Here is a 22,733-nt window from a genome sequence, read left to right on the forward strand (position 1 = left end):
ACGCCGTCCGCCCCGGCGGCCCCGGGCGAGGCCGACGACACCGCGCCCAAGACTCCGGAAGCGCCGCGCCCCGCGCGCACCCGCAGCACGGACGCCCCCTGGAACAACCCCCGCCCAGCCTTCGACGCACCCGAACCCGAAACCGAACCCGCACCGGCACCCGAAGCCGAGCCTGCCGCCGAGCCCGACCGACGACACCCCGAAGGAGAAGGAGACGCGTGAACGACGCACTCGACGTCGCCCTCCGCCTGGTCGTCGTCTTCGCCCTCTTCCTGACCCTGCCCCTGGTGATCGGTCAGACCGAGCACAAGGTCATGGCCCATATGCAGGGCCGCCTCGGACCCATGTACGCGGGCGGCTTCCACGGCTGGGCCCAGCTCGTGGCCGACGGCGTGAAGTTCGCGCAGAAGGAGGACGTGGTCCCGGCCGAGGCCGACCGCCGCATCTTCCAGCTCGCACCCGCCATAGCTCTCCTCCCGTACCTCCTCGTCCTGGTCGCCATCCCTGTCGGCCCCGGTGAGGGCGCGGTCGGCGTGGTCGTCGACGCGGGCATCTTCTTCGTGCTCGCCGTCATGGGCGTCGGCGTGCTCGGCTCCCTCATGGCGGGCTGGGCGTCGGCCAACAAGTTCTCCCTCCTCGGCGGTCTGCGCACCGCCGCCCAGCTCCTCGCCTACGAGCTGCCGATGCTGCTCGCCGCCGCCTCGGTCGCCATGGCCGCCGGTACGGTCTCGCTGATCGGCATCCTCGACGCGTTCCAGTGGTGGTGGCTGCCCTGGCAGATCGTCGGCGCGCTGGTGTTCTTCGTGGCGGGCCTGGCCGAGCTCCAGCGCCCGCCCTTCGACATGCCGATCGCCGACTCGGAGATCATCTTCGGCGCGTACACCGAGTACACGGGGCTGCGCTTCGCACTGTTCCTGCTCGCCGAGTACGCGGGCATCGTCATCCTGTGCGGTCTGACCACCGTCCTCTTCCTCGGCGGCTGGCACGGCCCGTTCGGCGCCGACGGTCTCGGCTGGGTCTGGACCCTCCTCAAGACGGCCGTGCTCGCCTTCATCGTGATCTGGCTGCGCGTGAGCTACCCGCGGCTCCGCGAGGACCAGCTGCAGAAGCTCGCCTGGACCACCCTCGTCCCTCTCGCGCTGGCCCAGATCGCCCTCACCGGCATCGTCAAGGTGGTGATCGCATAATGTCCCCCGTCCCAGGATCCGGCCTCGCCAAGGGCCTCGCCGTCACCCTCCGCACGATGACGAGGAAGAGCCACACCGCGCAGTACCCCGACGTGCAGCCCGAACTGCCGCCCCGCACCCGTGGCGTCATCGGCCTGTTCGAGGAGAACTGCACGGTCTGCATGCTCTGCGCCCGTGAGTGCCCCGACTGGTGCATCTACATCGACTCCCACAAGGAGACGGTCCCGCCCGCCGCCCCGGGCGGCCGCGAGCGCAGTCGTAACGTTCTCGACCGGTTCGCGATCGACTTCGCGCTGTGCATGTACTGCGGTATCTGCATCGAGGTGTGTCCTTTCGACGCGCTGTTCTGGTCGCCCGAGTTCGAGTACGCGGAGACGGACATCCGCGACCTCACCCACGAGCGGGACAAGCTCCGCGAGTGGATGTGGACCGTCCCGGAGCCCCCGGCACTGGACCCGGGCGCCGAGGAGCCGAAGGAGCTCGCCGCCGCCCGCAAGACGGCCGACAAACTCGCCGCCCAGCAGGCCGCCGCCCAGCAGGCCGCCGCGCAGGAAGCCGCCGCGCAGGAAGCCGCCGCGCAGGAAGCCGCCGCCCAGGAAGCCGCCGCCCAGCCGACCGCGGACGGCACCCCCGAACGCCCCACCGACGGCCCGCCCACCGACGGCACACCCGCCGACGGCCCGCCCGGCCCGGGCGCACCCGGCACGGGGACGTCCGGCACGGGCACGCCCGGCACCGCCCCCGAGGGAGGCCCCGCGTGACGCTGCTCGCCACGGCGCCCTCCCTCACCACGGCCACCAACGGGTTCCTGTCGCCCACCGGCGTCGAGATCGCCTTCCTCCTCGTCGGCGTCGTCACGCTCGGCGCGGCCGTCGTCACGGTCACCACCCGCCAGCTCGTCCACGCCGCCCTCTGGCTGGTCGTGGCGCTCGGCGGACTCGCCGTCGAGTACCTGCTGCTCACGGCCGAGTTCATCGCCTGGGTCCAGGTCCTCATCTACGTCGGTTCCGTCGTCGTCCTCCTCCTCTTCGGTCTCATGCTCACCAGGGCACCCATCGGCCGCTCACCGGACGCCGACTCGGGCAACCGCCCCGCCGCACTCGTCGTGGCCGTCGCCGCCGCGGCCGCCCTGGTCTGGGTGGTCGTCGACGCCTTCCGCACCACCTGGATCGACCTCGAAGGACCCGCCCAGGGCTCCACCCGCGTATCCGGCGAGATGCTCTTCCAGAACTGGGTCCTCCCCTTCGAGGCGCTCTCCGTCCTCCTCCTGGCCGCGCTCGTCGGCGCGATCGTCCTGTCGCGCCGCGGCGGCACGGACGGCACCGACCGGGAGGGGAAGCGCTGATGCACCTCGCCTACCCCGCCGTCCTCGCCGCGCTGCTGTTCTGCACCGGCCTCTACGGCGTCCTCGCCCGCCGCAACGCGATCCTGGTCCTGATGTCCGTCGAGCTCATGCTCAACGCCGTCAACCTCAACCTGGTCGCCTTCGACGTCTGGCTCCGAGACACCCTCCACGCGGGCCAGGCCCTGACCCTCTTCACCATCGCCATCGCCGCCGCCGAGATCGGCATCGGCCTGGCGATCGTCCTGATGGTCTACCGGAGCCGCGGCACCGCCGACATCGACAAACTCCGCGACAACGCCGAGCCCGCCGGCCCCGACGGGGCCCCCGGCGAGCACTCCGGCACCCCGGCGCAGACCGGCAAGAAGGCTGAGGCCACCGCGTGACCACCACGACTCTCGCCGTCCTCGTCCCCCTCCTTCCGTTCCTCGGCGCCGCCGCCGGTCTCCTCCTGGGACGCACCGCCCCCGGCTTCGTCCGCCCCCTGGCCGTCCTGCCGACGCTCGCCGCCCTCGTCCTGGCCGTCCTCGTCGCCGCCCGCCAAGGCGGCGGCAAGGCCGTCGACGCCGCCACCCAGCTCACCCCGACCGGCTCCGTCCCCGTCGAGCTGGCCCTGCACCTCGACGGGTTCGCCGTCCTCACGGCCGTCCTCGTCGCCGTCGTCGCGTCCTGCGTGCAGATTTACTCCACCGGCTATCTGCGCGACGACCCCCGCTACCCGTCCTACGCGGCGCTCGTCTCCCTCTTCACCTCCGCCATGCTGCTCGTCGTCTACTCAGGCGACCTGATGGTGCTGCTGGTCGGCTGGGAGATCATGGGCATCTGCTCGTACTTCCTCGTCGGCCACTACTGGGAGACCCCCGAGGCTCGGGCCGCCTCGCTGAAGGCGTTCCTCGTCACCAAGCTCGGCGACGTCCCGTTCCTCATCGGCCTGTTCGCCCTGGCCGCCGACGCCGGCACGTTCCGGATCACCGGCGTCCTCGGCGCCGTCGCCTCCGGAGCCATCGACCACCCCACCCTGGTGGCGCTGCTGCTCCTCGCCGGCGTCGCGGGCAAGTCCGCCCAGTTCCCGCTGCACACCTGGCTCCCCGACGCCATGGCCGGCCCCACACCGGTGTCCGCGCTCATCCACGCCGCGACCATGGTCGCCGCCGGTGTCTACTTCATCGCGCGTCTCCTCCCCCTCTTCGCGGCCTCCGCGGCCGCGATGACCGTCCTCGCCGTGATGGCCGCCGTGACCATGGTCGGCTCGGCCCTCGCCGCGCTCGCCCAGGACGACATCAAGCGCGTCCTCGCCTACTCGACGATCGGGCAGCTCGGCTACATGACGGGCGCCCTCGCCGTCGGCGACCGCGGCGCCGCCGTCTTCCACCTCCTTTCGCACGGCGCGTTCAAGGCCTTGCTGTTCCTCGCCGCCGGCGTGATCATCCACGCCGCCGGCACCAACTCGCTCGCCGCCATGTCCCGTATGAGCGGACTGGCCCGGCGCATCCCGGACGCGTACTGGACGATGACCGTCGCCCTCCTCGCGCTCGCCGCGATCCCGCCGTTCGCCGGCTTCTTCTCCAAGGAAGCCGTCCTCGTCGCCGCCGAGCACACCGCACTCGGCGACCGTGACATCGCCCCCGCCGGGGCCGGCTGGACCGTCCTCGTAGCCGGCCTGCTCACCGCCCTCCTCACCGCCGCCTACGCGACCCGCCTGTGGCTGCTCGCCTTCCGCGGCAGGGGAGCGGAGGCCCCCGACCACGGCAGGCAGCCCATCGCCATGACCACCGTCCTGTGGGTGCTCGCCGTCCCCTCACTCGCCTTCGGCCTGACCGTCACCTCCCTCGACGACTGGTTCGACGGCAACGCCCTCACCCCGACCACCGCCACCGCGGTCCTGAGCACCGGCATCGCCCTCACCGGCGGCCTGCTCACCTACGCCGCCTGGCGCCACACCTCCACCCGCGCCGCCCGCGTCCCCCTCGGCGCGGTGGCCGCCCACCCCGAGGCCGAGCCCGCCGTGTCCGAAGCCGAGGCCATCGCCACGCACACCCCCGCGTACGGCTCCATCGCCTCGGCACCCGACCCCGCGGACCCCGGACGCCTGCTCCTCGGCCCCCTGCACCGCCACGCCGCGGCCGGCTTCCACCTCGACGCCGTCTACAGCGCCCTGTTCGTACGGCCCGTGCAGGCGGCGGCCTCCCTGGTCCGCTTCCTCGACCGCGAGGTCGTCGAGACCTACGTCCGCGGGGCCGGGGCCACGACCGGCCTGCTCGGCGCCGCCGTCCGCCGCGCCCAGACCGGCAACGTGCAGACCTACCTCAGCGTGCTGCTCGCCGGCTCCGTCGTCCTGGCGATCGCCGCCGTCCTCGTCGCCGCGGGAGCGTGAGCCGTGTTCGATATCAGCGAGTCCGTGATGCAGTTCCTTCTCGCGTTCATCGTCGTCGCCCCCCTCCTCGGCGCCGGCGCGGCCCTCCTCCCGGCACCGCCCGGGCTGAAGGGCACGTCACCCGACCAGGCCGTACTCCGCCACGGTGTGACCGTCACCGGCGCGGTCCTCCTCGCGGCCGTCGTCCTCACGCTCGGCTTCGACCACGACCAGCCGTCGAGAATGCAGGCCACGACGGACATCAGCTGGATCAAGGCACTCGACGTGCGGATCCACCTCGGTGTCGACGGCATCTCCCTCCCCCTCCTGGTCATGACCGCGCTGCTGACCTTCCTCAGCGCGCTGTACAGCTACTACAAGATGCCTGCGGGGCCGTCCCCGAAGGCGTTCGTCGCGCTGCTCCTCGTCCTCGAGTCCGGCACGCTCGCGACCTTCGCCGTCCTCGACCTGATGCTGTTCTTCCTCGCGTTCGAGATGGTGCTCATCCCGATGTACTTCCTCATCGCCCGCTGGGGCGGCGAGGGACGGCAGGCCGCCGCCTGGAAGTTCATCCTCTTCACCCTCCTCGGCTCGGTCGTGATGCTGCTCGGCTTCCTCCTCGTCGGGCTGAAGGCGGGCACGTTCGACATGGTGGCACTCGCCACTGACAACGGCCGTGACCTCTCAACATCGCTGCAGGTCATCGCCGTTCTCGCGATCGGCGTCGGCCTCGCTGTCAAGACGCCGATGTGGCCGCTGCACAGCTGGCTGCCCGACGCCCACACCGCCGCGCCGACCGTCGGCTCCGTCCTCCTCGCCGGCGTCCTGCTGAAGATGGGCACGTACGGGTTCGTGCGCATCGTCCTGCCGGTCACCCCCGACGGCATGCAGGTGTTCGCCCCGTACCTCGCGGCCTTCGCCGTCGCCGGCGTCATCTACGGATCCCTCGCCTGCCTCGCCCTCGCCAGGCCCGGTGCCAAGGGCGACCTCAAGCGGCTCATCGCCTACTCGTCCGTCGGCCACATGGGCTTCGTACTCCTCGGCATCGCGACCATGACACCCACCGGCGTCAACGGCGCGCTGTTCGCCAACATCGCCCACGGCCTCATCACCGGTCTCCTGTTCTTCCTGGTCGGAGCCCTCAAGGACCGCACCGGCACCGCCGACCTCGACACGCTCTCCGGCGCCACCGGGGCCGCCCTCTACGGCCGCGCGCCCCGCCTCGGCGGCCTCCTCGCCTTCGGCGCCGTCGCCTCCCTCGGCCTGCCCGGACTCGCCGGGTTCTGGGGCGAGATGCTTGCCATGTTCGGCGCCTTCGAACCCGCCCCTGGCCTCAGCCGCCCCGCCTTCCTCACCTTCATGGCCATCGCCGGCCTCGGCACGCTGCTCACCGCCGCGTACCTCCTCGTCGTCGTACGCCGCGTCTGCATGGGCGCCGCGCCCACCGCCGACCAGCCGCGCCTCACCGACGTCCAGGCGTACGAGTTCGCCGCCTGGACCCCGCTGGCCGTCCTCACCGTCCTCGCCGGACTCTGGCCCGCGGCCCTCCTCGGCCTCACCGACCCGGCCGTGCAGCAGCTCCTCGCAGGAGGCAAGTCGTGACCCTCGCCGCCACGAGCACCGCCGTCGCCGCGGCGGCCGATGCCACGCCGCCGGCCCTGCCGCCCGCACCGACCGCCGGGCACACGGCCCTCGCCGCCCCCGCGGGCGGCGACCTCGTGCAGACCGTCGACTGGGTCGCCATCGCGCCCCCGACCATCGCCGCCGTCGTGGCCCTGGCGATCCTCGTCGCCGACCTGTTCCTCCCGCGCGCCCGCAAGCCCCTCCTGGCCTGGACGGCGACCGCAGGACTCGCCGCCGCGCTCCTCGCCCTGCTGCCGCTGCGCGCCGGCGACCGGGCCACTTTCTGCCTCGTCGCCGACCCCGGCGCGTGCAGCTACACCGCCGACCACTTCACGCTGGCCATCCAGTTCCTGGTGCTCGGCGGCGCCCTGCTGACCGCGCTCCTGTCCGTCACGGACACCAAGAAGAACCTCCCCGCCGGAGAGTTCTGGTTCCTGCTGCTCGCGTCCGCCGCGGGCGCCGCCCTCCTCCCCGCGTCCCGCGACCTGGCGACCCTCGTCGTCGCCCTGGAGGTCGCCTCGCTGCCCGCCTTCGCCCTCGTCGGCCTCAAGCGCGGCGACCGCATGTCCGGCGAGGCCGCGCTGAAGTTCTTCCTGTCCTCGGTCACCGCGACCGCGGTCACCCTGCTCGGCGTCAGCTTCGTGTACGCGTCGACCGGCACCCTCCACCTCACCGAGATCGCCCAGCAGCTCGACGACGTGCCCGCACAGCTCGGCACCCTCGCCAAGGCCGGTGTCGCCCTGACGCTGGTCGGCTTCGCCTTCAAGACCGCTGCGGCGCCCTTCCACTTCTGGGTCCCCGACACGTACGTCGGCGCGCCCCTGCCCGTCGCCGCCTACCTGTCCGTCGTCGGCAAGGCCGTCGGCTTCACCGGCCTCATCCTGGTGACCGTCGTCGCCTTCCCGTCGTACGCGGACGTGTGGGGCCCCGCCCTCGCCGTGCTGGCCGCGCTCACCATGACCGTCGGCAACGTCGCCGCCCTGCGGCAGGTCTCCACGCGCGCGTGGAGCGCGGTACGCCTCCTGGCCTGGTCGTCCGTCGGTCAGGCCGGCTACCTCCTGGTGCCGATCGCCGCCGCCGCGTACTCCCGCGACGACCAGATCGGCGCCACCGTCGCGTACGCCCTGATGTACGCCGTCGTGAACCTCGGCGCGTTCGCCGTCGCCGCGCTCGTCGCCCGTACGCACCCGGCCAACCGGATCGCCGACTACCGGGGCCTGTACGCGACGCGGCCCGTGACCGCGCTCGCCATGGGCTTCTTCCTGCTGTGCCTGGCGGGCCTGCCGCCCGGCATCATCGGCCTCTTCGCCAAGGTCGTGGTGTTCTCCGCCGCCGTGGACGCCGGCCTCGGCTGGCTGGCGGTGGTCATGGCCGTCAACGTGGTCGTCGCCCTGTACTACTACCTGCGCTGGACGGCCATCCTGTTCCGCGCCCCCGAAGCCGCCCCCGAGGCCGCCGAAGCGGTGGCGGTCCCCGTACGGCACCGGGCTCCCGCACCGCTCACCACGGCCATCGCCCTGACCGGCGTCGGCGGCGTCCTGCTGTCCGGCTACCCGCAGCTGGTCCTGCGCTTCGCCACCACCACCCTCTTCTGACCGTCCCGGCCGCCCGCACCGCGCCGGATCACCCGGTCGGCCGAGTCCGCCGGCGGCGCGCGCCCCGCGTGCACCAGGGAACCAGCCACTCCCGCCTGGCGTTGACCAGACGGGGAGGGTCCACTGGAGGGTGGAGCAAGACCAGCGAGGTTCCCCTGCCGCACCACATGGAGGGCGTACCGTGCACCGCCGGCACAACGGGCTCAGGACCGCCGTACTCCTCGGAGGACTGTCCGCACTCATCATCCTGATCGGCAGCTTCTTCGGGCGTACGGGCCTGATCGTCGCCGTCCTCATCGCGCTCGGCACCAACGCCTACGCGTACTGGAACAGCGACAAGCTGGCGCTGCGCGCCATGCGGGCCCGCCCCGTCAGCGAGTTCGAGGCGCCGCAGCTCTACCGGATGGTCCGCGAACTCTCCACACAGGCCAGGCAGCCGATGCCACGGCTGTACATCTCACCCACCCAGGCCCCCAACGCGTTCGCGACCGGGCGCAACCCGCGCAACGCCGCGGTGTGCTGCACCGAGGGCATCCTGCGCATCCTCGACGAGCGCGAGCTGCGCGGCGTCATCGGCCACGAGCTCAGCCACGTCTACAACCGGGACATCCTGATCGCGTCGGTCGCCGGCGCCCTCGCGTCCGTGATCGTGTTCCTCGTGAACTTCGCCTGGCTCATCCCGATCGGCCGCTCCGACGACGACGAGGGACCCGGCCTGCTCGGCATGCTGCTCATCATGATCCTCGGCCCGCTGGCGGCGTCGGTCATCCAGCTGGCCATCAGCCGCTCCCGGGAGTACGAGGCGGACGCGTCGGGCGCCCGGCTCACCGGAGACCCGCTGGCCCTCGCCAGCGCCCTGAGGAAGCTGGAGGCGGGCACCCGGCGCCTGCCGCTCCCGCCGGAGCCGAGGATCGAGACCGCCAGTCATATGATGATCGCCAACCCGTTCCGTCCCGGCCAGGGCATGGCCCGCATGTTCTCCACCCACCCGCCGATGGCGGAACGAATCGCCCGGCTCGAACAGATGGCAGGTCACCGTCCGTGAAGACCATCCTCAACATCATCTGGCTCGTCTTCAGCGGCTTCTGGCTGTTCCTCGGGTACATGGCCGCCGGGCTGCTGCTGTGCATCACGGTCATCGGCATCCCGTTCGGCCTGGCCGCCTTCCGCATCGGCGTCTACGCCCTCTGGCCCTTCGGCCACACCGTCGTCGACCGCCGCGACGCGGGCGCTCCCTCCTGCGTCGGCAACGTGCTGTGGCTGATCCTCGCGGGCTGGTGGCTGGCGCTCAGCCACATCGTCACCGGCATCGCCCTGTGCGTCACCATCATCGGGATCCCGCTCGGCATCGCGAACTTCAAGCTGGTCCCGGTCTCGCTGCTGCCCCTCGGCAAGGAGATCGTCCCGACGGACCAGGCCTTCGCCAACGGCTGGTAGCGCACGCACGGCCGGAATTGTCCACAGGCCGGGCGGGGTGTCAGTGGCGTGGTCCACCATGAACCCATGACTGATTACGCAGAGTCGCTGAACCGCATCGCGCCCGCCGCCGGCAACGCACACCCCTGGCGCGCCCACCGCCGGCTCCGCGTGGGTGCGGCACCCGGAAGCGCGGGTGGACGGCGGCGAGAGAACGGGGCAGATGACCGTCCCGGGCCATCGCCAGCGTCGTACGGGACACCCCGAGGATCAGCGCCAGCAGCGAACCGAGCGCCGCCCCTGCTGATCGCCTACCGGATCCTGTCCGGCCACTCACGATCGCGCTAGCCGCTCAGCCCGCCCCGGCCCGTCCGCTCAGCCCGGCCTACCCGCTCAGCCCGGTCTGCCGCAGGGTGAGGTTCAGCCGCCCCGAGCGCATGCCCACAGCCGGGTCGCCCGTACCCGGGTACACCTTCGGCACGCCGTGGTACGCGAACCGGGACGGCCCACCGAAGACGAACAGGTCGCCGGACGCCAGCTCCACATCGGTGTACGGACGCCCCCGGCTCTCGTTGTTGCCGAACCGGAAGACGCAGCTGTCGCCGATGCTCAGGGACACCACCGGGGCGCCGCAGCGCTCCTCCTTGTCCTGGTGCATGCCCATCCGCGCGTCGGCGTCGTAGAAGTTGATCAGCGCAGCGTCCGGCGCGTAGCCGCCGTCGTCCCCGTAGGCGTCGGCCACGGCCGCCCGCCCCAGCTCGGCCAGCCAGGCCGGGAACGGGGCGACGCGGGCACCGTTCACGTCGTCGGCGGTCCGGGTGTACCGGTACGGCTGCCAGTGCCATCCCAGGCACACGGTACGGACCGACATCACCCCGCCGCCGGGCAGCGCGGTGTGCCGGAGCGGCACCGGCCCCCGCGCCCACGCGCGGCACGCCTCGACCAGCTCACGCTGCCGCCCGGCCGACAGCCACCCCGGGACGTGCACCGCACCGGGAGCGATCTCCGCGCGCTCCCGGGGCAGCGGGAACAGCCCGAGCCCATCCGTCACCGTACGAGCGCGCCTTCCAGGCCGAGCAGCCGCTCCTTGCGCTCGGGCCCCGCCGCGTAGCCCCGCAGCGAACCGTCCGCGCCGATCACCCGGTGGCAGGGCCGCACCACGAGCAGCGGGTTGCGGCCGATCGCCGTCCCCACGGCCCGCACCCCCGCGCCGCTCACGCCGACCCGCGCGGCGATCTCGCCGTACGTCGTCGTGGTGCCGTACGGGACGTCGTCCAGCGCCCGCCACACGCGCCGCTGGAAGTCGGTGGCGCCGCCCTGCTCCGCGTATGGGACGTCGAACCGTGTCAGCCGTCCCGCGAAGTACGCGTCCAGCTGCCGGGCGAGCGCGACGAACGCCTCCGGCGCGTGCCGCCATCCATCGCGCACGGCGACCGCGCCCTTCTGCCCCGGCAGCGAGAGCGAGGCCAGCGCGGTGGCCCCGTCGGGCCGCTGCTCGCCCACGAGCAGCATCGTGCCCAGGGGCCCGTCGACATGCGCGTACACCGTCATGGTGGTCCGTCCTCCTCGTCCCTGCTCCCGCCAGTGTCGCCCGCCGGACCACCCGCCCGCTGGCGGAAATCCGACACGACGACCGCATGGACGCGACGACCGCACGGACGCGGCGACCGCGACCGCCCCGAGCCGCCGGAACCCCCGGCGAACGAGGCGGGGGCGGACCGGCCGTCGGCCATGTCCGCCCCCGTCCCGCCTGCGATCGTGCAGGACCGTGCAGAAACGTCTCGGGAGACGTCAGCGGTAGTTCACGAACTGCAGCGCGAAGTCGAAGTCCTTGCCCTTCAGCAGGGCGATCACGGCCTGAAGGTCGTCCCGGCTCTTCGAGGTGACCCGCAGCTCGTCGCCCTGCACCTGCGCCTTGACGCCCTTCGGGCCCTCATCGCGGATGATCTTCGCCACCTTCTTGGCGTTCTCCTGCGAGATGCCCTCCTCGATCGTGGCGAAGATCTTGTACTCCTTGCCGGACAGCTGCGGCTCGCCGGCGTCCAGCGACTTCAGCGAGATCCCGCGCTTGACCAGCTTGGACTGGAAGACGTCGAGGATCGCGTTGACCCGGTCCTCGGAGTTCGCCTGCATCAGGATCTTGTCGCCGGACCACGAGATCGACGCCCCGACGTTCTTGAAGTCGTAACGCTGGGAGATCTCCTTCGCCGCCTGGTTGAGGGCGTTGTCGACCTCCTGCCGCTCGACCTTCGAGACGATGTCGAAACTGGAGTCGGCCATGTCCTGTGGCTCCTTGTATCGGGTGCGTAGGGGGTGCGGCCGGACCGCGCCGACCGCAACCCCAAAGCCTAGCCACCCGCACGGGCCCCACGCGCTGATCAAATCCGGTGGCGGAGCACCCCCGGGGATCAGGTATTGTTTACGTCGTTGCCAGGGAGCACCGCCGCAAGGCCAGGTCTCCTGGGGCGACATCCCATGGCGGTGTGCCCGAGTGGCCAATGGGAGCGGACTGTAAATCCGTCGGCTTAGCCTACCCAGGTTCGAATCCTGGCGCCGCCACGCGATGAGAAGGGCCCGTGATCAGCGGAGACGCTGATCACGGGCCCTTCTGCTGTCGCGGCCTGTCGCTACCTGCCGTCGCCACACCCGCGCACCGGGGTTCAGTTGCCGGCGACCGCCTTCACCGCGACCGAGACCGGGACGGTGCCGCTGACGAGTTCCAGGGTGAGGCCGGCCGTCGCCGGGGTCTCCACCAGTTCGGCCAGGACGGCGGCCACGTCGTCGCGCGGGACCGGGCCGCGGCCGGTCGAGGCCTCCAGGCGGACCAGGCCCGTGCCCGCGTCGTCCGTGAGGATGCCGGGCCGCAGGATCGTCCAGTCCAGGGCGCTCTTGGACCGCACGTACGCGTCGGCCGCGCCCTTCGCGCGCAGGTACGCGTCGAACACCTCGCTGCCCGGGTGGTCCGGGTCGGCGCGCATCGAGGACACGATGAGGAAGCGCCGTACCCCCGCGCGCTCCGCCGCGTCCGCGAACAGGACCGCCGCGCCCCAGTCCACGGTCTCCTTGCGGGCGACACCGCTCCCCGGCCCCGCCCCGGCGGCGAACACCGCCGCGTCGGCGCCCTGCAGCACCGCGGCGATCATCTCCACCGACGCGGACTCCAGGTCCAGCACAACAGGCTCCGCGCCCGCGTCCCGAAGGTCGTCCGCCTGCTCGGGCCTCCGGATGATGCCCGCCACCTCATGCCCGCCCGCCGCCAGCAGCCGTTCGAGCCGCAGAGCGATCCGGCCGTGTCCTCCAGCAATGACAATGCGCATGCTCACGACCGTACGGCGAGAGCGGCGAAAGCGCTCACGGACGCGCGTCCGGCCGCCCCTGACGCGGCAGTTCGAGCGCCGCCGCCGAGTCGCAGTACTCCCGCACCGCACTCGTCCGCGCCACCACCCGCCCCCGGTGCACCACGATCCGGCTGTACGCCAGCGACAGCACCCCCGCCAGCCGCTCCCCGCGCACCGCCAGCAGCTCCGCGGGGAACCCCGCCTCCACCCGCACCGCCGGCAGCCCCATCGCCTCCCGCGCCGCCCCGCTCACCGCCCCGTACGCCTCCGCCGGCCGCAGCCCGCCCTGCGACACCAGCAGAAACGCCGCCTCCAGCGGGTCACCCCGCCCCACCGGGTTCGCCAGATCGCGCAACGCCCCGCTGCCCGCCGCGATCCGCACCCCCGCCGCCCGCAGCAGCCGCACCGGCGGCACCGCCCGCACCTCCGTACCCCCGCAACCGCCCTGCGGCAGGCACATCACCGTCACGCCGGCCGCGGCCAGCCGGTCCGCGACCCGCGCCTGCGCGTCCTCCGGCAGCCGCGTCAGCGCCCCGCACGGCCCGATCGCCACGCCCGGCCGCAGCCCGCCCGCCATCGCCGCCAGCCGCACCAGCCGCGCCGGATCGTCCCCGTCCGTGTGCAGGTCCACCGGGCAGCCGTGCTCCGCTGCCACCTCCAGCACCGCCTCCGCGTACCCCGCGGGGTCCGGGTCCACGTCCGGACAGCCGCCCACCACCGACGCGCCCATCTTCACCGCGTCCCGCAGCATCGCGAGCCCGTCCGCCCCGGCCACGCCCGTCAGCAGCCGCGGCACCGCCACCGCCGTCAGATCGGCGAGCCCGCGCAGCGACCGCCGCGCCTGGAGCACCGCCTCCAGCGACGCCAGCCCCTGCACGTCCCCGATCCGCACGTGCGCGCGCAGCGCCGTCGCCCCGTGGCCGAGCTGCAGCAGCGCCGCCTCCGTGGCGCGGCGCTGGACGTCCTCGGTCGCGTACGAGACGGGGCCCGGCGCGTCGGCGCTGAGCGCCGTGTCGGCGTGGGCGTGCGGCTCGGCGGGGGCCGGAAGCAGCAGGTACCCGGCGAGGTCCACGCGGGCGCCGTGGCCGCCGAGGCTGCCCGGCGTGCCCACGGCCTCGATGCGCCCGCCGCTGAGCCGTACGTCGACGGTCCTGCCGTCCATGAGCCGGGCGCCGCACAGCAGCAGGGCGGTGGTCTCGGTGGTGGCGCCCTCGGGCGGCCGCGGCTGCTGGCTGTCGGACGACATCGGGCTCCTGGCAGGGGCGGAGGGGCGGGCGGTGGCAGCAAGATCGCTCAGCGTGAGGTGAGCCTAGGCGCCGTCCGTCCGGGCTTCGAGGAGGAGCGCAATAGTCGTACCGGCGTGGGGCACGAGTGGCGTACGAGGCGACTCCAGCCGCGGGTACGGGGCGACTCCCGCCGGTCCCGGCCAGGGCGTCCGCGCCCGGCTGCGGGCGGGGCTCCGCGCGCGGCCGCAGGGGGCGGGAATCGGATTTGGGTGAACGGCCGCCGACCGTGTAATGTCTTCATCGCTCGCCCCAATAGCTCAGTCGGCAGAGCGTCTCCATGGTAAGGAGAAGGTCTACGGTTCGATTCCGTATTGGGGCTCTGGTGTCAGGGGATCCTCACCTTCGGGTGGGGTGATCCCGACATCTCAGCGGTGTAGCTCAGTCGGTAGAGCAAGCGGCTCATAATCGCTGTGTCACCGGTTCAAGTCCGGTCACCGCTACTCCCAGTAGCCGATTGTGGGGTCGGTCCTTCGATCGGCTACTCTTTTCTGCGTTCCATCCGTCCATCCGTCCGTCAAGGAGCACTCACGTGGCTGCCACCGACGTCCGCCCGAAGATCACGCTGGCCTGCGTGGAGTGCAAGGAGCGGAACTACATCACCAAGAAGAACCGGCGCAACAACCCGGACCGTCTTGAGATGAAGAAGCACTGCCCGCGTTGCAACGCGCACACCGCGCACCGCGAGACGCGCTGAATCAGGCTCGTACACGAGGCCGTCCCCACCGGGGGCGGCCTCGTGTCGTTTCCGCACACCCCAGCACTCCAGCACCCCAACGCACCACATCAGGAGGTACCGCGTCCATGGCGCTCGACCAGTCCTTCGTGGGGCGGACCTATCCGCCCACCGCGCCGTACGAGGTCGGCCGGGAAAAGATCCGCGAGTTCGCCGAGGCGATCGGTGACGGGAATCCGGCTTTCACCGACACGGAGGCCGCCAAGGCGCTCGGGCACCCCGAAGTGATCGCCCCGCCGACCTTTGTGTTCGCGATCACGTTCCAGGCCGCGGGACAGGTGATCTCCGACCCCCAGCTCGGTCTCGACTACAGCCGCGTCGTCCACGGCGACCAGAAATTCGCGTACACCCGTCCCGTACGCGCCGGGGACCGGCTCACGGTCACCTCGACCATCGAGGCGATCAAGTCCCTCGCCGGGAACGACATTCTCGATATCCGCGGTGAGGTGCACGACGAGGCGGGCGAGCACGTCGTGACCGCCTGGACCAAGCTCGTGGCGCGCGCGGCAGAGGAGGCGTGAGAAACACCATGACCGCCAAGATCGCATTCGACGACGTCGAGGTCGGCACCGAACTCCCGGCGCAGAGCTTTCCCGTGACGCGCGCCACGCTCGTGCGGTACGCGGGCGCCTCCGGCGACTTCAACCCGATCCACTGGAACGAGAAGTTCGCCAAGGAGGTCGGGCTCCCCGACGTCATCGCACACGGCATGTTCACGATGGCCGAGGCCATCCGTGTCGTGACCGACTGGGCCGGCGACCCGGCCGCCGTCGTCGAGTACGGGGTGCGCTTCACCAAGCCGGTCATCGTGCCGAACGACGACGAGGGCGCGCTGATCGAGGTCAGCGCCAAGGTCGCGGCCAAGCTCGACGACGGCCGGGTCCGCGTCGACCTGACCGCCACCAGCGCGGGCCAGAAGGTCCTCGGCATGTCCCGCGCCGTCGTCCAGCTCGCCTGACACGACGCCACCCCCTCCGGGCACGGGCCAGGGCACACCACCCAGGGCCCGGGCCCTCGGCCACCGGCCCTAGTCCGGCCCGGGCCCGGCCCCCGGCCCCAGTCCGGCCCCGGCCAGGCCCGGCAGCGGCCCCAGCCCGGCCCCGCCCAGGCCCGGCCCCAGGCCCGGCCCCAGGCCCAGCCTCCGTCCCCGGTGCGCCGCGCCCGGCCCCGCCCCGACCCCGTACCGGAGACCGGCGCCCCCACCCGTGCCCCGTACTCTTGGGCCCGTGCAGGAACTCCACGACGCCCCACTCGCCCCGTTGACCACCTTCCGGCTCGGCGGGCCCGCCGCACGGCTTGTCACCGCCACCACGGATGACGAAGTCGTCGCCGCCGTGCGCGAGGCCGACAGCACCGGGACGCCCCTGCTGCTCATCGGCGGCGGCTCCAACCTGGTCATCGGCGACAAGGGCTTCGACGGCACCGCCCTGCGCATCGCGACCCGAGGCCTCACCCTCGACGGCACCCGCCTGGAGCTGGCCGCCGGCGAGGTCTGGTCCGACGCGGTCGCCCGGACCGTCGAGGCGGGTCTGGCCGGCATCGAGTGCCTGGCCGGCATCCCCGGCTCGGCCGGCGCCACGCCCATCCAGAACGTCGGGGCGTACGGCCAGGAGGTCTCCGCCACGATCACAGAGGTCGTCGCGTACGACCGGCGCGCCGAGGAGACGGTGACGGTCCCCAACGCGGAGTGCCTGTTCTCGTACCGCCACAGCCGCTTCAAGGCGGACCCCGACCGGTACGTCGTCCTGCGCGTACGGTTCGCGCTGGAGGACGCGGACGGGATGAGCGCCCCGATCCGGTACGCGGAGACCGCGCGCGCCCTGGGCGTCGAGCCCGGCGACCGCGTCCCCGTCGGCGCCGCCCGCGAGACCGTCCTCGCCCTCCGCGCCGGCAAGGGCATGGTCCTGGACCCCGACGACCACGACACCTGGTCCGCCGGGTCCTTCTTCACCAACCCGATCCTCACCGACGCCGAGTACGCGGCTTTCCTCGACCGCGTCCGCGACCGCCTCGGCCCCGACACCGCCCCGCCCGCGTACCCGGCGGGCGACGGCCGGACCAAGACGTCAGCGGCCTGGCTGATCGACAAGGCGGGGTTCACCAAGGGCTACGGGGCCGGACCCGCCCGTATCTCCACCAAGCACACCCTCGCCCTCACCAACCGCGGCGAGGCCACCACCGAGGACCTCCTGGCCCTCGCCCGCGAGGTCGTCGCCGGCGTACGGGACGCCTTCGGCGTGACACTGGTCAACGAGCCGGTCACGGTCGGCGTCAGCCTGTAGGGGCGGCCAGCCAGTCGTCGATCCCCGACAGCAGCTTCCGGCGCACGTCCTCCGGAGCCACCGAAGCCCGCACCGACTGGCGCGCCAGCTCCGCCAGCTCCACGTCCGTGAAGCCGTGGTGGTGGCGGGCGATCTCGTACTGGTCCGCGAGCCGCGCGCCGAACAGCAGCGGGTCGTCCGCGCCCAGCGCCACCGGGACGCCCGCGTCGAAGAACGTCCGCAGCGGTACGTGCTCGGGCTTCTCGTACACGCCCAGCGCCACGTTCGACGCCGGGCACACCTCGCACGTCACGCCCTTCTCGGCGAGCCGGCGCAGCAGCCGCGGGTCCTCCGCCGCCCGCACCCCGTGCCCGATACGGGACGCCCGCAGGTCGTCCAGGCAGTCCCGTACGGACGCCGGGCCCGTCAGCTCACCGCCGTGCGGCGCCGCCAGCAGCCCGCCCTCCCGCGCGATCGCGAACGCCCGGTCGAAGTCGCGTGCCATCCCGCGCCGCTCGTCGTTCGAGAGCCCGAACCCCACCACACCCCGGTCCGCGTACCGCACCGCCAGCCGGGCCAGTGTGCGCGCGTCCAGCGGATGCTTCATCCGGTTCGCCGCTACCAGCACCCGCATCCCCAGCCCCGTCTCGCGCGAGGCCGACTCCACCGCGTCCAGGATGATCTCCAGCGCCGGGATCAGCCCGCCGAGCCGCGGCGCGTACGAGGTCGGGTCCACCTGGATCTCCAGCCACCCCGACCCGTCCCGTACGTCCTCCTCGGCCGCCTCCCGCACGAGCCGCCGGATGTCCTCCGGCTCGCGCAGACACGACCGGGCCATGTCGTACAGCCGCTGGAAGCGGAACCAGCCGCGCTCGTCCGTCGCCCGCAGCTTCGGCGGCTCCCCGCCGGTCAGCGCCTCGGGGAGATGGACGCCGTACTTGTCGGCCAGCTCCAGCAGGGTCGCCGGCCGCATGGACCCCGTGAAGTGCAGATGCAGATGGGCCTTCGGCAGCAGGGTGAGATCGCGGACGTACGGGGGGTTCGGGGGGTACCCCCCTGAAGAGCTCAGCATTCCGGGATCCTGCCGCAGACGGCCGCCGTACGGCAGCCCCTTTCTCCGAACGAGTATGTGCGGGAACGAAAAAACGGGCGCGGTACCTCACGTGAGGTACCGCGCCCGTCACCGCGTGCCTGCGCTCAGTCGCGTGCCTGCGCTCAGTCGCGCGCCTCCGCCAGCAGCTTCTGCATCCGCGACACACCCTCGGCCAGGTCCGCGTCACCCAGCGCGTACGAGAGACGCAGATACCCGGGCGTGCCGAACGCCTCGCCCGGGACGACCGCCACCTCGACCTCGTCCAGGATCAGCGCCGCCAGCTCGACGGAGGTCTGCGGGCGCTTCCCGCGGATCTCCTTGCCCAGCAGCCCCTTCACCGACGGGTACGCGTAGAACGCGCCCTCCGGCGTCGGGCAGACGATGCCGTCGATCTCGTTCAGCATCCGCACGATCGTCTGGCGCCGCCGGTCGAAGGCCGCACGCATCTGGGCGACCGCGTCCAGGTTCCCGGACACCGCGGCCAGCGCGGCGACCTGCGCCACGTTGGAGACGTTGGACGTGGCGTGCGACTGGAGGTTCGTCGCGGCCTTCACGACGTCCTTCGGGCCCACGATCCACCCCACGCGCCAGCCCGTCATGGCGTACGTCTTGGCCACGCCGTTGACGACGACGCACTTGTCGCGCAGCTCGGGCACCAGCGCGGGCAGCGACGTGAAGGTCGCGTCGCCGTACACCAGGTGCTCGTAGATCTCGTCCGTCAGCACCCACAGGCCGTGCTCCACGGCCCAGCGGCCGATCGCCTCGGCGTCCTCGCGCGCGTAGACGGCGCCGGTCGGGTTCGACGGCGAGACGAACAGCACGACCTTCGTACGCTCCGTACGGGCCGCCTCCAGCTGCTCCACCGACACGCGGTAGCCGGTCGTCTCGTCCGCGACGACCTCCACCGGAACACCGCCCGCGAGCCGGATCGACTCCGGGTACGTCGTCCAGTACGGGGCCGGGACGATGACCTCGTCGCCCGGGTCGAGGATCGCGGCGAAGGCCTCGTAGATGGCCTGCTTGCCGCCGTTGGTGACGAGGATCTCCGAGGGGTCGACCTCGTAGCCGGAGTCGCGCAGCGTCTTGGCGGCGATCGCGGACTTCAGCTCCGGCAGACCGCCGGCCGGCGTGTAGCGGTGGTACTTCGGGTTCCGGCAGGCCTCGACGGCCGCCTCCACGATGTAGTCGGGCGTCGGGAAGTCGGGCTCGCCCGCGCCGAAGCCGATCACCGGACGCCCGGCGGCCTTGAGGGCCTTGGCCTTGGCGTCGACGGCGAGGGTCGCGGACTCGGAGATCGCGCCGATACGGGCGGACACCCGGCGCTCGGTGGGAGAGGTCGGAGTTGCAGCGCTCATGCTGCCCATCGTCCCAGACCCCGCCGGAGCCCGGCACACAGGTTTCGCCTTACGGACACACCCGTGACATGCCCCGCGCGCGCCCTCGCCGACACGCCCCGCAGGCGCGGCGCGGAGCCGTCTCGGGCTATCTGTTCGACGCGGCGCCCCTGACCACGTACACTCTCTGCTCGTTGGCCCTCACCGACCACACCGCGGACCACCTCCACGGATGCGGTAGGTTGGGGGAGAACCACAAAGGGTCGTAGCTCAATTGGTAGAGCACTGGTCTCCAAAACCAGCGGTTGGGGGTTCAAGTCCCTCCGGCCCTGCTACACACACCGCCAGGATGTGTGCGCAGGTATGTACTTCATTGCACCGCCGTGCGGCTCCACCCGGGCGCGGCACGGCCGACCCGGAATCAGGTGAGAGACGTGACGGACGCCGTAGGCTCCATCGACATGCCTGATGCTGAGGACGAAGCGCCGGAGTCGAAGAAGAAGACCCGCAAGGGTGGCAAGCGGGCCAAGAAGGGCCCGCTCGGCCGGCTCGCGCTCTTCTACCGCCAGATCGTCGCCGAGCTGCGCAAGGTCGTCTGGCCGACTCGTAATCAGCTGACCACGTACACGACCGTCGTGATCATCTTCGTGGTCATCATGATCGGTCTGGTGACGGTGATCGACTTGGGCTTCACGGAAGCAGTCAAGTACGTCTTCGGCTGATTCCCCGCGGAGGGCGCCCACCCCGGCGCCCCTTTTCGCATGTTCCACCCCATCTGTATCCAGGAAGAAGCAGCCACCGTGTCTGACCCGAACCTGAACGAGTCCGCCCAGGACGAACTCGACATCGTCGAGGCGGCCGACGAGGACCAGGCGGAAGCTGCGGACGCCGCTGTCGACAAGGCGGCCGAGGACGCCGCGGTGCACGTCGAGACGGTCGAGGACGCCGACGAGGCCGAAGCCGCCGAGAGCGCCGACGAGCCCGCCGACGAGACCGCCGAGGCCACGGCCGAGGACGTCGAGCAGGCCGACGAGGAGCCCGCCGAGGCTGCCGAGGCCGAGCCCGCCGAGCCGGTCGACCCCGTCGCCGCGCTCCGCGACGAGCTGCGCGGCCTCCCCGGCGAGTGGTACGTGATCCACACCTACGCGGGCTACGAGAAGCGCGTGAAGGCGAACCTGGAGCAGCGTGCCGTCTCGCTGAACGTCGAGGACTTCATCTACCAGGCCGAGGTCCCCGAGGAAGAGATCGTCCAGATCAAGAACGGCGAGCGCAAGAACGTCCGGCAGAACAAGCTGCCCGGCTATGTGCTCGTCCGCATGGACCTGACGAACGAGTCCTGGGGCGTCGTCCGCAACACCCCCGGCGTCACCGGCTTCGTGGGCAACGCCTACGACCCGTACCCGCTGACGCTGGACGAGATCGTCAAGATGCTCGCCCCGGAGGCCGAGGAGAAGGCCGCCCGCGAGGCCGCCGAGGCCGAGGGCAAGCCGGCGCCCGCCCGCAAGGTCGAGGTCCAGGTCCTGGACTTCGAGGTCGGCGACTCGGTCACCGTCACGGACGGTCCGTTCGCCACGCTGCAGGCGACCATCAACGAGATCAACCCCGACTCGAAGAAGGTCAAGGGCCTCGTCGAGATCTTCGGTCGCGAGACCCCGGTCGAGCTCAGCTTCGACCAGATCCAGAAGAACTGACCCCTACGCGGTCGGCTTCAGCGTCCGGACAGGTCAGAGTGGCGGTCACCGCCCTCTGACCTGCTCGGTTTTTGGACGCGCACAGATACCCGTTATCGTTGTGCGGTATGCCTCCATCCGGATGATGCCGGTTGGTGGCCGAACACTCTCACTAGGACCCGGAGAGAGCAATGCCTCCCAAGAAGAAGAAGGTCACGGGGCTTATCAAGCTCCAGATCCAGGCCGGCGCCGCCAACCCGGCTCCGCCGGTCGGCCCCGCGCTGGGTCAGCACGGCGTCAACATCATGGAGTTCTGCAAGGCCTACAACGCCGCGACCGAGTCGCAGCGTGGCTGGGTGATCCCGGTGGAGATCACGGTCTACGAGGACCGCTCCTTCACCTTCATCACCAAGACCCCGCCGGCGTCGAGGATGATCCTCAAGGCCGCGGGTGTGGAGAAGGGCTCCGGCGAGCCGCACAAGACCAAGGTCGCCAAGCTCACGAGCGCCCAGGTCCGCGAGATCGCCACCACCAAGATGCCCGACCTGAACGCGAACGACCTGGACGCCGCCGAGAAGATCATCGCCGGCACCGCCCGTTCCATGGGCATCACGGTCGAGGGCTGATCAAGCTCCCGTAAGACCTCAGTGGCAGGGCCAGGCGCTGGCCCGGACCACGACTCCATACCTGAAAGCACAGGAGAAGAAGTGAAGCGCAGCAAGGCTCTCCGCGGCGCGGACGCCAAGATCGACCGGGAGCGCAACTACGCCCCCCTCGAGGCCGTCCGTCTCGCCAAGGAAACCGCCGCCACCAAGTTCGACGGCACCGTCGAGGTCGCCTTCCGCCTGGGTGTCGACCCGCGCAAGGCCGACCAGATGGTCCGTGGCACCGTGAACCTTCCGCACGGCACCGGCAAGACCGCCCGGGTCCTGGTCTTCGCGACCGGTGACCGTGCTGCGGCCGCGGAGGCCGCGGGCGCCGACATCGTCGGCTCCGACGAACTGATCGACGAGGTCGCGAAGGGCCGTCTGGACTTCGACGCCGTCGTCGCCACCCCGGACCTCATGGGCAAGGTCGGCCGCCTCGGCCGCGTCCTCGGCCCCCGTGGTCTGATGCCGAACCCGAAGACCGGCACCGTCACGATGGACGTCGCCAAGGCCGTCACCGACATCAAGGGCGGCAAGATCGAGTTCCGTGTCGACAAGCACGCGAACCTGCACTTCATCATCGGCAAGGTGTCCTTCGACGACACGAAGCTGGTCGAGAACTACGCCGCGGCGCTGGAGGAGATCCTCCGTCTGAAGCCGTCCGCCGCGAAGGGCCGCTACATCAAGAAGGCGACCCTGACCACCACCATGGGCCCCGGCATCCCGCTGGACGCCAACCGCACCCGCAACCTCCTCGTCGAGGAGGACCCGGCGGCGGTCTGAGTCTGACAACTCACCCACGGTTCCCGAACCGGTCCCCGTACCTCTCCGGAGGTGCGGGGGCCGGTTTTTTCG

24 protein-coding genes, 4 tRNA genes and 2 pseudogenes are annotated in these 22,733 nt (G+C 71.7%); 22 read left to right on the forward strand and 8 right to left on the reverse strand.

The window, feature by feature from the left end; all coding sequences use genetic code 11:
• From HTZ82_RS31830 to HTZ82_RS15205, 10 genes and pseudogenes are all read left to right on the forward strand, one after another.
• A pseudogene (locus tag HTZ82_RS31830) lies at positions 1-222 on the forward strand (NADH-quinone oxidoreductase subunit C); the annotation flags it as partial.
• Positions 219-1,187: a complex I subunit 1 family protein gene (locus HTZ82_RS15165; RefSeq protein ID WP_175409910.1), complete on the forward strand. Its 969-nt coding sequence runs from the start codon at positions 219-221 to the stop codon at positions 1,185-1,187. The pseudogene HTZ82_RS31830 and the gene HTZ82_RS15165, both read left to right, overlap by 4 nt.
• Positions 1,187-1,948: an NADH-quinone oxidoreductase subunit I gene (locus HTZ82_RS15170; RefSeq protein WP_175409911.1), complete on the forward strand. Its 762-nt coding sequence runs from the start codon at positions 1,187-1,189 to the stop codon at positions 1,946-1,948. Before HTZ82_RS15165 ends, HTZ82_RS15170 begins: the two co-directional genes overlap by 1 nt.
• Positions 1,945-2,532 (forward strand): NADH-quinone oxidoreductase subunit J, encoded by a 588-nt coding sequence (locus tag HTZ82_RS15175; RefSeq protein WP_309235489.1) that lies wholly within the window; start codon positions 1,945-1,947, stop codon positions 2,530-2,532. The genes HTZ82_RS15170 and HTZ82_RS15175 overlap by 4 nt, the downstream gene beginning before the upstream one ends.
• Positions 2,532-2,915 carry an NADH-quinone oxidoreductase subunit NuoK gene (nuoK, locus tag HTZ82_RS15180; protein ID WP_175409912.1) on the forward strand — a complete coding sequence of 128 codons (384 nt, stop codon included), beginning with the start codon at positions 2,532-2,534 and terminating at the stop codon, positions 2,913-2,915. Before HTZ82_RS15175 ends, nuoK begins: the two co-directional genes overlap by 1 nt.
• On the forward strand, positions 2,912-4,903 hold the full coding sequence (locus HTZ82_RS15185) for an NADH-quinone oxidoreductase subunit L (protein ID WP_175409913.1): 1,992 nt from the start codon (positions 2,912-2,914) through the stop codon (positions 4,901-4,903). The genes nuoK and HTZ82_RS15185 overlap by 4 nt, the downstream gene beginning before the upstream one ends.
• 27 nt (positions 4,904-4,930) lie before the next feature.
• Positions 4,931-6,484: a NuoM family protein gene (locus HTZ82_RS15190; protein WP_175409955.1), complete on the forward strand. Its 1,554-nt coding sequence runs from the start codon at positions 4,931-4,933 to the stop codon at positions 6,482-6,484.
• A 56-nt stretch (positions 6,485-6,540) separates the two neighbouring features.
• Positions 6,541-8,100 carry an NADH-quinone oxidoreductase subunit N gene (locus HTZ82_RS15195; protein WP_175409956.1) on the forward strand — a complete coding sequence of 520 codons (1,560 nt, stop codon included), beginning with the start codon at positions 6,541-6,543 and terminating at the stop codon, positions 8,098-8,100.
• Positions 8,101-8,281: 181 nt separating this feature from the next.
• Positions 8,282-9,145 carry a zinc metalloprotease HtpX gene (htpX, locus tag HTZ82_RS15200; RefSeq protein WP_175409914.1) on the forward strand — a complete coding sequence of 288 codons (864 nt, stop codon included), beginning with the start codon at positions 8,282-8,284 and terminating at the stop codon, positions 9,143-9,145.
• Entirely contained in the window at positions 9,142-9,537 is a 396-nt protein-coding gene (locus tag HTZ82_RS15205) for a YccF domain-containing protein (RefSeq protein ID WP_175409915.1), read from the forward strand. Before htpX ends, HTZ82_RS15205 begins: the two co-directional genes overlap by 4 nt.
• A gap of 119 nt (positions 9,538-9,656) precedes the next feature.
• Here the strand turns inward: HTZ82_RS15205 and HTZ82_RS32265 are convergent.
• The 4 genes and pseudogenes from HTZ82_RS32265 to HTZ82_RS15220 all read right to left on the reverse strand — a co-directional run.
• Positions 9,657-9,823, reverse strand: a pseudogene (locus tag HTZ82_RS32265) (amino acid permease); the annotation flags it as partial.
• Positions 9,824-9,901: 78 nt separating this feature from the next.
• Complete coding sequence (locus tag HTZ82_RS15210) at positions 9,902-10,567, reverse strand: alpha-ketoglutarate-dependent dioxygenase AlkB (protein WP_309235490.1); 666 nt, start codon at positions 10,565-10,567, stop codon at positions 9,902-9,904.
• A complete protein-coding gene (locus HTZ82_RS15215; protein ID WP_175409916.1) occupies positions 10,564-11,067 on the reverse strand; it encodes a methylated-DNA--[protein]-cysteine S-methyltransferase in 504 nt (167 codons plus the stop codon). The genes HTZ82_RS15210 and HTZ82_RS15215 overlap by 4 nt, the downstream gene beginning before the upstream one ends.
• Before the next feature lie 240 nt (positions 11,068-11,307).
• Complete coding sequence (locus HTZ82_RS15220) at positions 11,308-11,796, reverse strand: YajQ family cyclic di-GMP-binding protein (protein WP_175409917.1); 489 nt, start codon at positions 11,794-11,796, stop codon at positions 11,308-11,310.
• 197 nt (positions 11,797-11,993) lie between these two features.
• On the opposite strand from HTZ82_RS15220, the gene HTZ82_RS15225 reads away from it, so the two are divergent.
• Positions 11,994-12,075: transfer RNA gene (locus tag HTZ82_RS15225), tRNA-Tyr, on the forward strand.
• Between the two features lie 101 nt (positions 12,076-12,176).
• Here the strand turns inward: HTZ82_RS15225 and HTZ82_RS15230 are convergent.
• Together HTZ82_RS15230 and HTZ82_RS15235 are read right to left on the reverse strand one after the other, a co-directional pair.
• Entirely contained in the window at positions 12,177-12,833 is a 657-nt protein-coding gene (locus HTZ82_RS15230; RefSeq protein WP_175409918.1) for an SDR family oxidoreductase, read from the reverse strand.
• A gap of 34 nt (positions 12,834-12,867) precedes the next feature.
• Entirely contained in the window at positions 12,868-14,100 is a 1,233-nt protein-coding gene (locus HTZ82_RS15235) for an amidohydrolase family protein (protein ID WP_175409919.1), read from the reverse strand.
• A gap of 286 nt (positions 14,101-14,386) precedes the next feature.
• Between HTZ82_RS15235 and HTZ82_RS15240 the strand changes: the two genes are divergently transcribed.
• From HTZ82_RS15240 to HTZ82_RS15265, 6 genes are all read left to right on the forward strand, one after another.
• Positions 14,387-14,459, forward strand: a tRNA-Thr gene (locus HTZ82_RS15240).
• A gap of 48 nt (positions 14,460-14,507) precedes the next feature.
• Positions 14,508-14,580, forward strand: a tRNA-Met gene (locus HTZ82_RS15245).
• 89 nt (positions 14,581-14,669) lie between these two features.
• The gene (gene rpmG, locus HTZ82_RS15250; protein WP_003948671.1) at positions 14,670-14,834 is read left to right on the forward strand and encodes a 50S ribosomal protein L33; all 165 of its coding nucleotides are present in this window, start codon (positions 14,670-14,672) and stop codon (positions 14,832-14,834) included.
• Positions 14,835-14,941: 107 nt separating this feature from the next.
• A complete protein-coding gene (locus HTZ82_RS15255) occupies positions 14,942-15,394 on the forward strand; it encodes a MaoC family dehydratase N-terminal domain-containing protein (protein ID WP_175409920.1) in 453 nt (150 codons plus the stop codon).
• A gap of 8 nt (positions 15,395-15,402) precedes the next feature.
• A complete protein-coding gene (locus HTZ82_RS15260; protein WP_175409921.1) occupies positions 15,403-15,831 on the forward strand; it encodes a MaoC family dehydratase in 429 nt (142 codons plus the stop codon).
• 247 nt (positions 15,832-16,078) lie between these two features.
• Positions 16,079-17,155, forward strand: a complete 1,077-nt coding sequence (locus HTZ82_RS15265) for a UDP-N-acetylmuramate dehydrogenase (protein ID WP_309235493.1) — start codon at positions 16,079-16,081, stop codon at positions 17,153-17,155.
• Here the strand turns inward: HTZ82_RS15265 and HTZ82_RS15270 are convergent.
• Both HTZ82_RS15270 and HTZ82_RS15275 read right to left on the reverse strand, forming a co-directional pair.
• On the reverse strand, positions 17,145-18,206 hold the full coding sequence (locus tag HTZ82_RS15270) for an adenosine deaminase (RefSeq protein WP_175409923.1): 1,062 nt from the start codon (positions 18,204-18,206) through the stop codon (positions 17,145-17,147). The genes HTZ82_RS15265 and HTZ82_RS15270 overlap by 11 nt on opposite strands.
• A 143-nt stretch (positions 18,207-18,349) precedes the next feature.
• On the reverse strand, positions 18,350-19,582 hold the full coding sequence (locus HTZ82_RS15275) for a pyridoxal phosphate-dependent aminotransferase (protein ID WP_175409924.1): 1,233 nt from the start codon (positions 19,580-19,582) through the stop codon (positions 18,350-18,352).
• A gap of 238 nt (positions 19,583-19,820) precedes the next feature.
• On the opposite strand from HTZ82_RS15275, the gene HTZ82_RS15280 reads away from it, so the two are divergent.
• From HTZ82_RS15280 to rplA, 5 genes are all read left to right on the forward strand, one after another.
• Positions 19,821-19,893: transfer RNA gene (locus HTZ82_RS15280), tRNA-Trp, on the forward strand.
• A gap of 102 nt (positions 19,894-19,995) precedes the next feature.
• The gene (secE, locus tag HTZ82_RS15285; protein WP_175409925.1) at positions 19,996-20,283 is read left to right on the forward strand and encodes a preprotein translocase subunit SecE; all 288 of its coding nucleotides are present in this window, start codon (positions 19,996-19,998) and stop codon (positions 20,281-20,283) included.
• A 78-nt stretch (positions 20,284-20,361) separates the two neighbouring features.
• Entirely contained in the window at positions 20,362-21,252 is an 891-nt protein-coding gene (gene nusG, locus HTZ82_RS15290) for a transcription termination/antitermination protein NusG (RefSeq protein ID WP_375540823.1), read from the forward strand.
• Positions 21,253-21,422: 170 nt separating this feature from the next.
• Positions 21,423-21,857, forward strand: coding sequence for a 50S ribosomal protein L11 (rplK, locus tag HTZ82_RS15295; RefSeq protein WP_023587070.1), 435 nt, complete (start codon positions 21,423-21,425; stop codon positions 21,855-21,857).
• An 81-nt stretch (positions 21,858-21,938) separates the two neighbouring features.
• Complete coding sequence (rplA, locus tag HTZ82_RS15300; RefSeq protein WP_175409927.1) at positions 21,939-22,661, forward strand: 50S ribosomal protein L1; 723 nt, start codon at positions 21,939-21,941, stop codon at positions 22,659-22,661.
• The last annotated feature ends 72 nt before the right edge of the window (positions 22,662-22,733 follow it).

The organism is Streptomyces sp. TRM64462, from assembly GCF_013362995.1.
Classification (GTDB): domain Bacteria; phylum Actinomycetota; class Actinomycetes; order Streptomycetales; family Streptomycetaceae; genus Streptomyces.

Bases quoted from the DNA above. Each gene is read 5' to 3' on its own strand.
- HTZ82_RS15170 (WP_175409911.1), top strand. From the start codon at position 1,187: ATGTCCCCCGTCCCAGGATCCGGCCTCGCCAAGGGCCTCGCCGTCACC.
- nuoK (WP_175409912.1), top strand. From the start codon at position 2,532: ATGCACCTCGCCTACCCCGCCGTCCTCGCCGCGCTGCTGTTCTGCACC.
- HTZ82_RS15190 (WP_175409955.1), top strand. From the start codon at position 4,931: ATGCAGTTCCTTCTCGCGTTCATCGTCGTCGCCCCCCTCCTCGGCGCC.
- HTZ82_RS15215 (WP_175409916.1), bottom strand. From the start codon at position 11,067: ATGACGGTGTACGCGCATGTCGACGGGCCCCTGGGCACGATGCTGCTC.
- HTZ82_RS15220 (WP_175409917.1), bottom strand. From the start codon at position 11,796: ATGGCCGACTCCAGTTTCGACATCGTCTCGAAGGTCGAGCGGCAGGAG.
- HTZ82_RS15230 (WP_175409918.1), bottom strand. From the start codon at position 12,833: ATGCGCATTGTCATTGCTGGAGGACACGGCCGGATCGCTCTGCGGCTC.
- HTZ82_RS15235 (WP_175409919.1), bottom strand. From the start codon at position 14,100: ATGTCGTCCGACAGCCAGCAGCCGCGGCCGCCCGAGGGCGCCACCACC.
- HTZ82_RS15255 (WP_175409920.1), top strand. From the start codon at position 14,942: ATGGCGCTCGACCAGTCCTTCGTGGGGCGGACCTATCCGCCCACCGCG.
- HTZ82_RS15260 (WP_175409921.1), top strand. From the start codon at position 15,403: ATGACCGCCAAGATCGCATTCGACGACGTCGAGGTCGGCACCGAACTC.
- HTZ82_RS15270 (WP_175409923.1), bottom strand. From the start codon at position 18,206: ATGCTGAGCTCTTCAGGGGGGTACCCCCCGAACCCCCCGTACGTCCGC.
- HTZ82_RS15275 (WP_175409924.1), bottom strand. From the start codon at position 19,582: ATGAGCGCTGCAACTCCGACCTCTCCCACCGAGCGCCGGGTGTCCGCC.
- rplK (WP_023587070.1), top strand. From the start codon at position 21,423: ATGCCTCCCAAGAAGAAGAAGGTCACGGGGCTTATCAAGCTCCAGATC.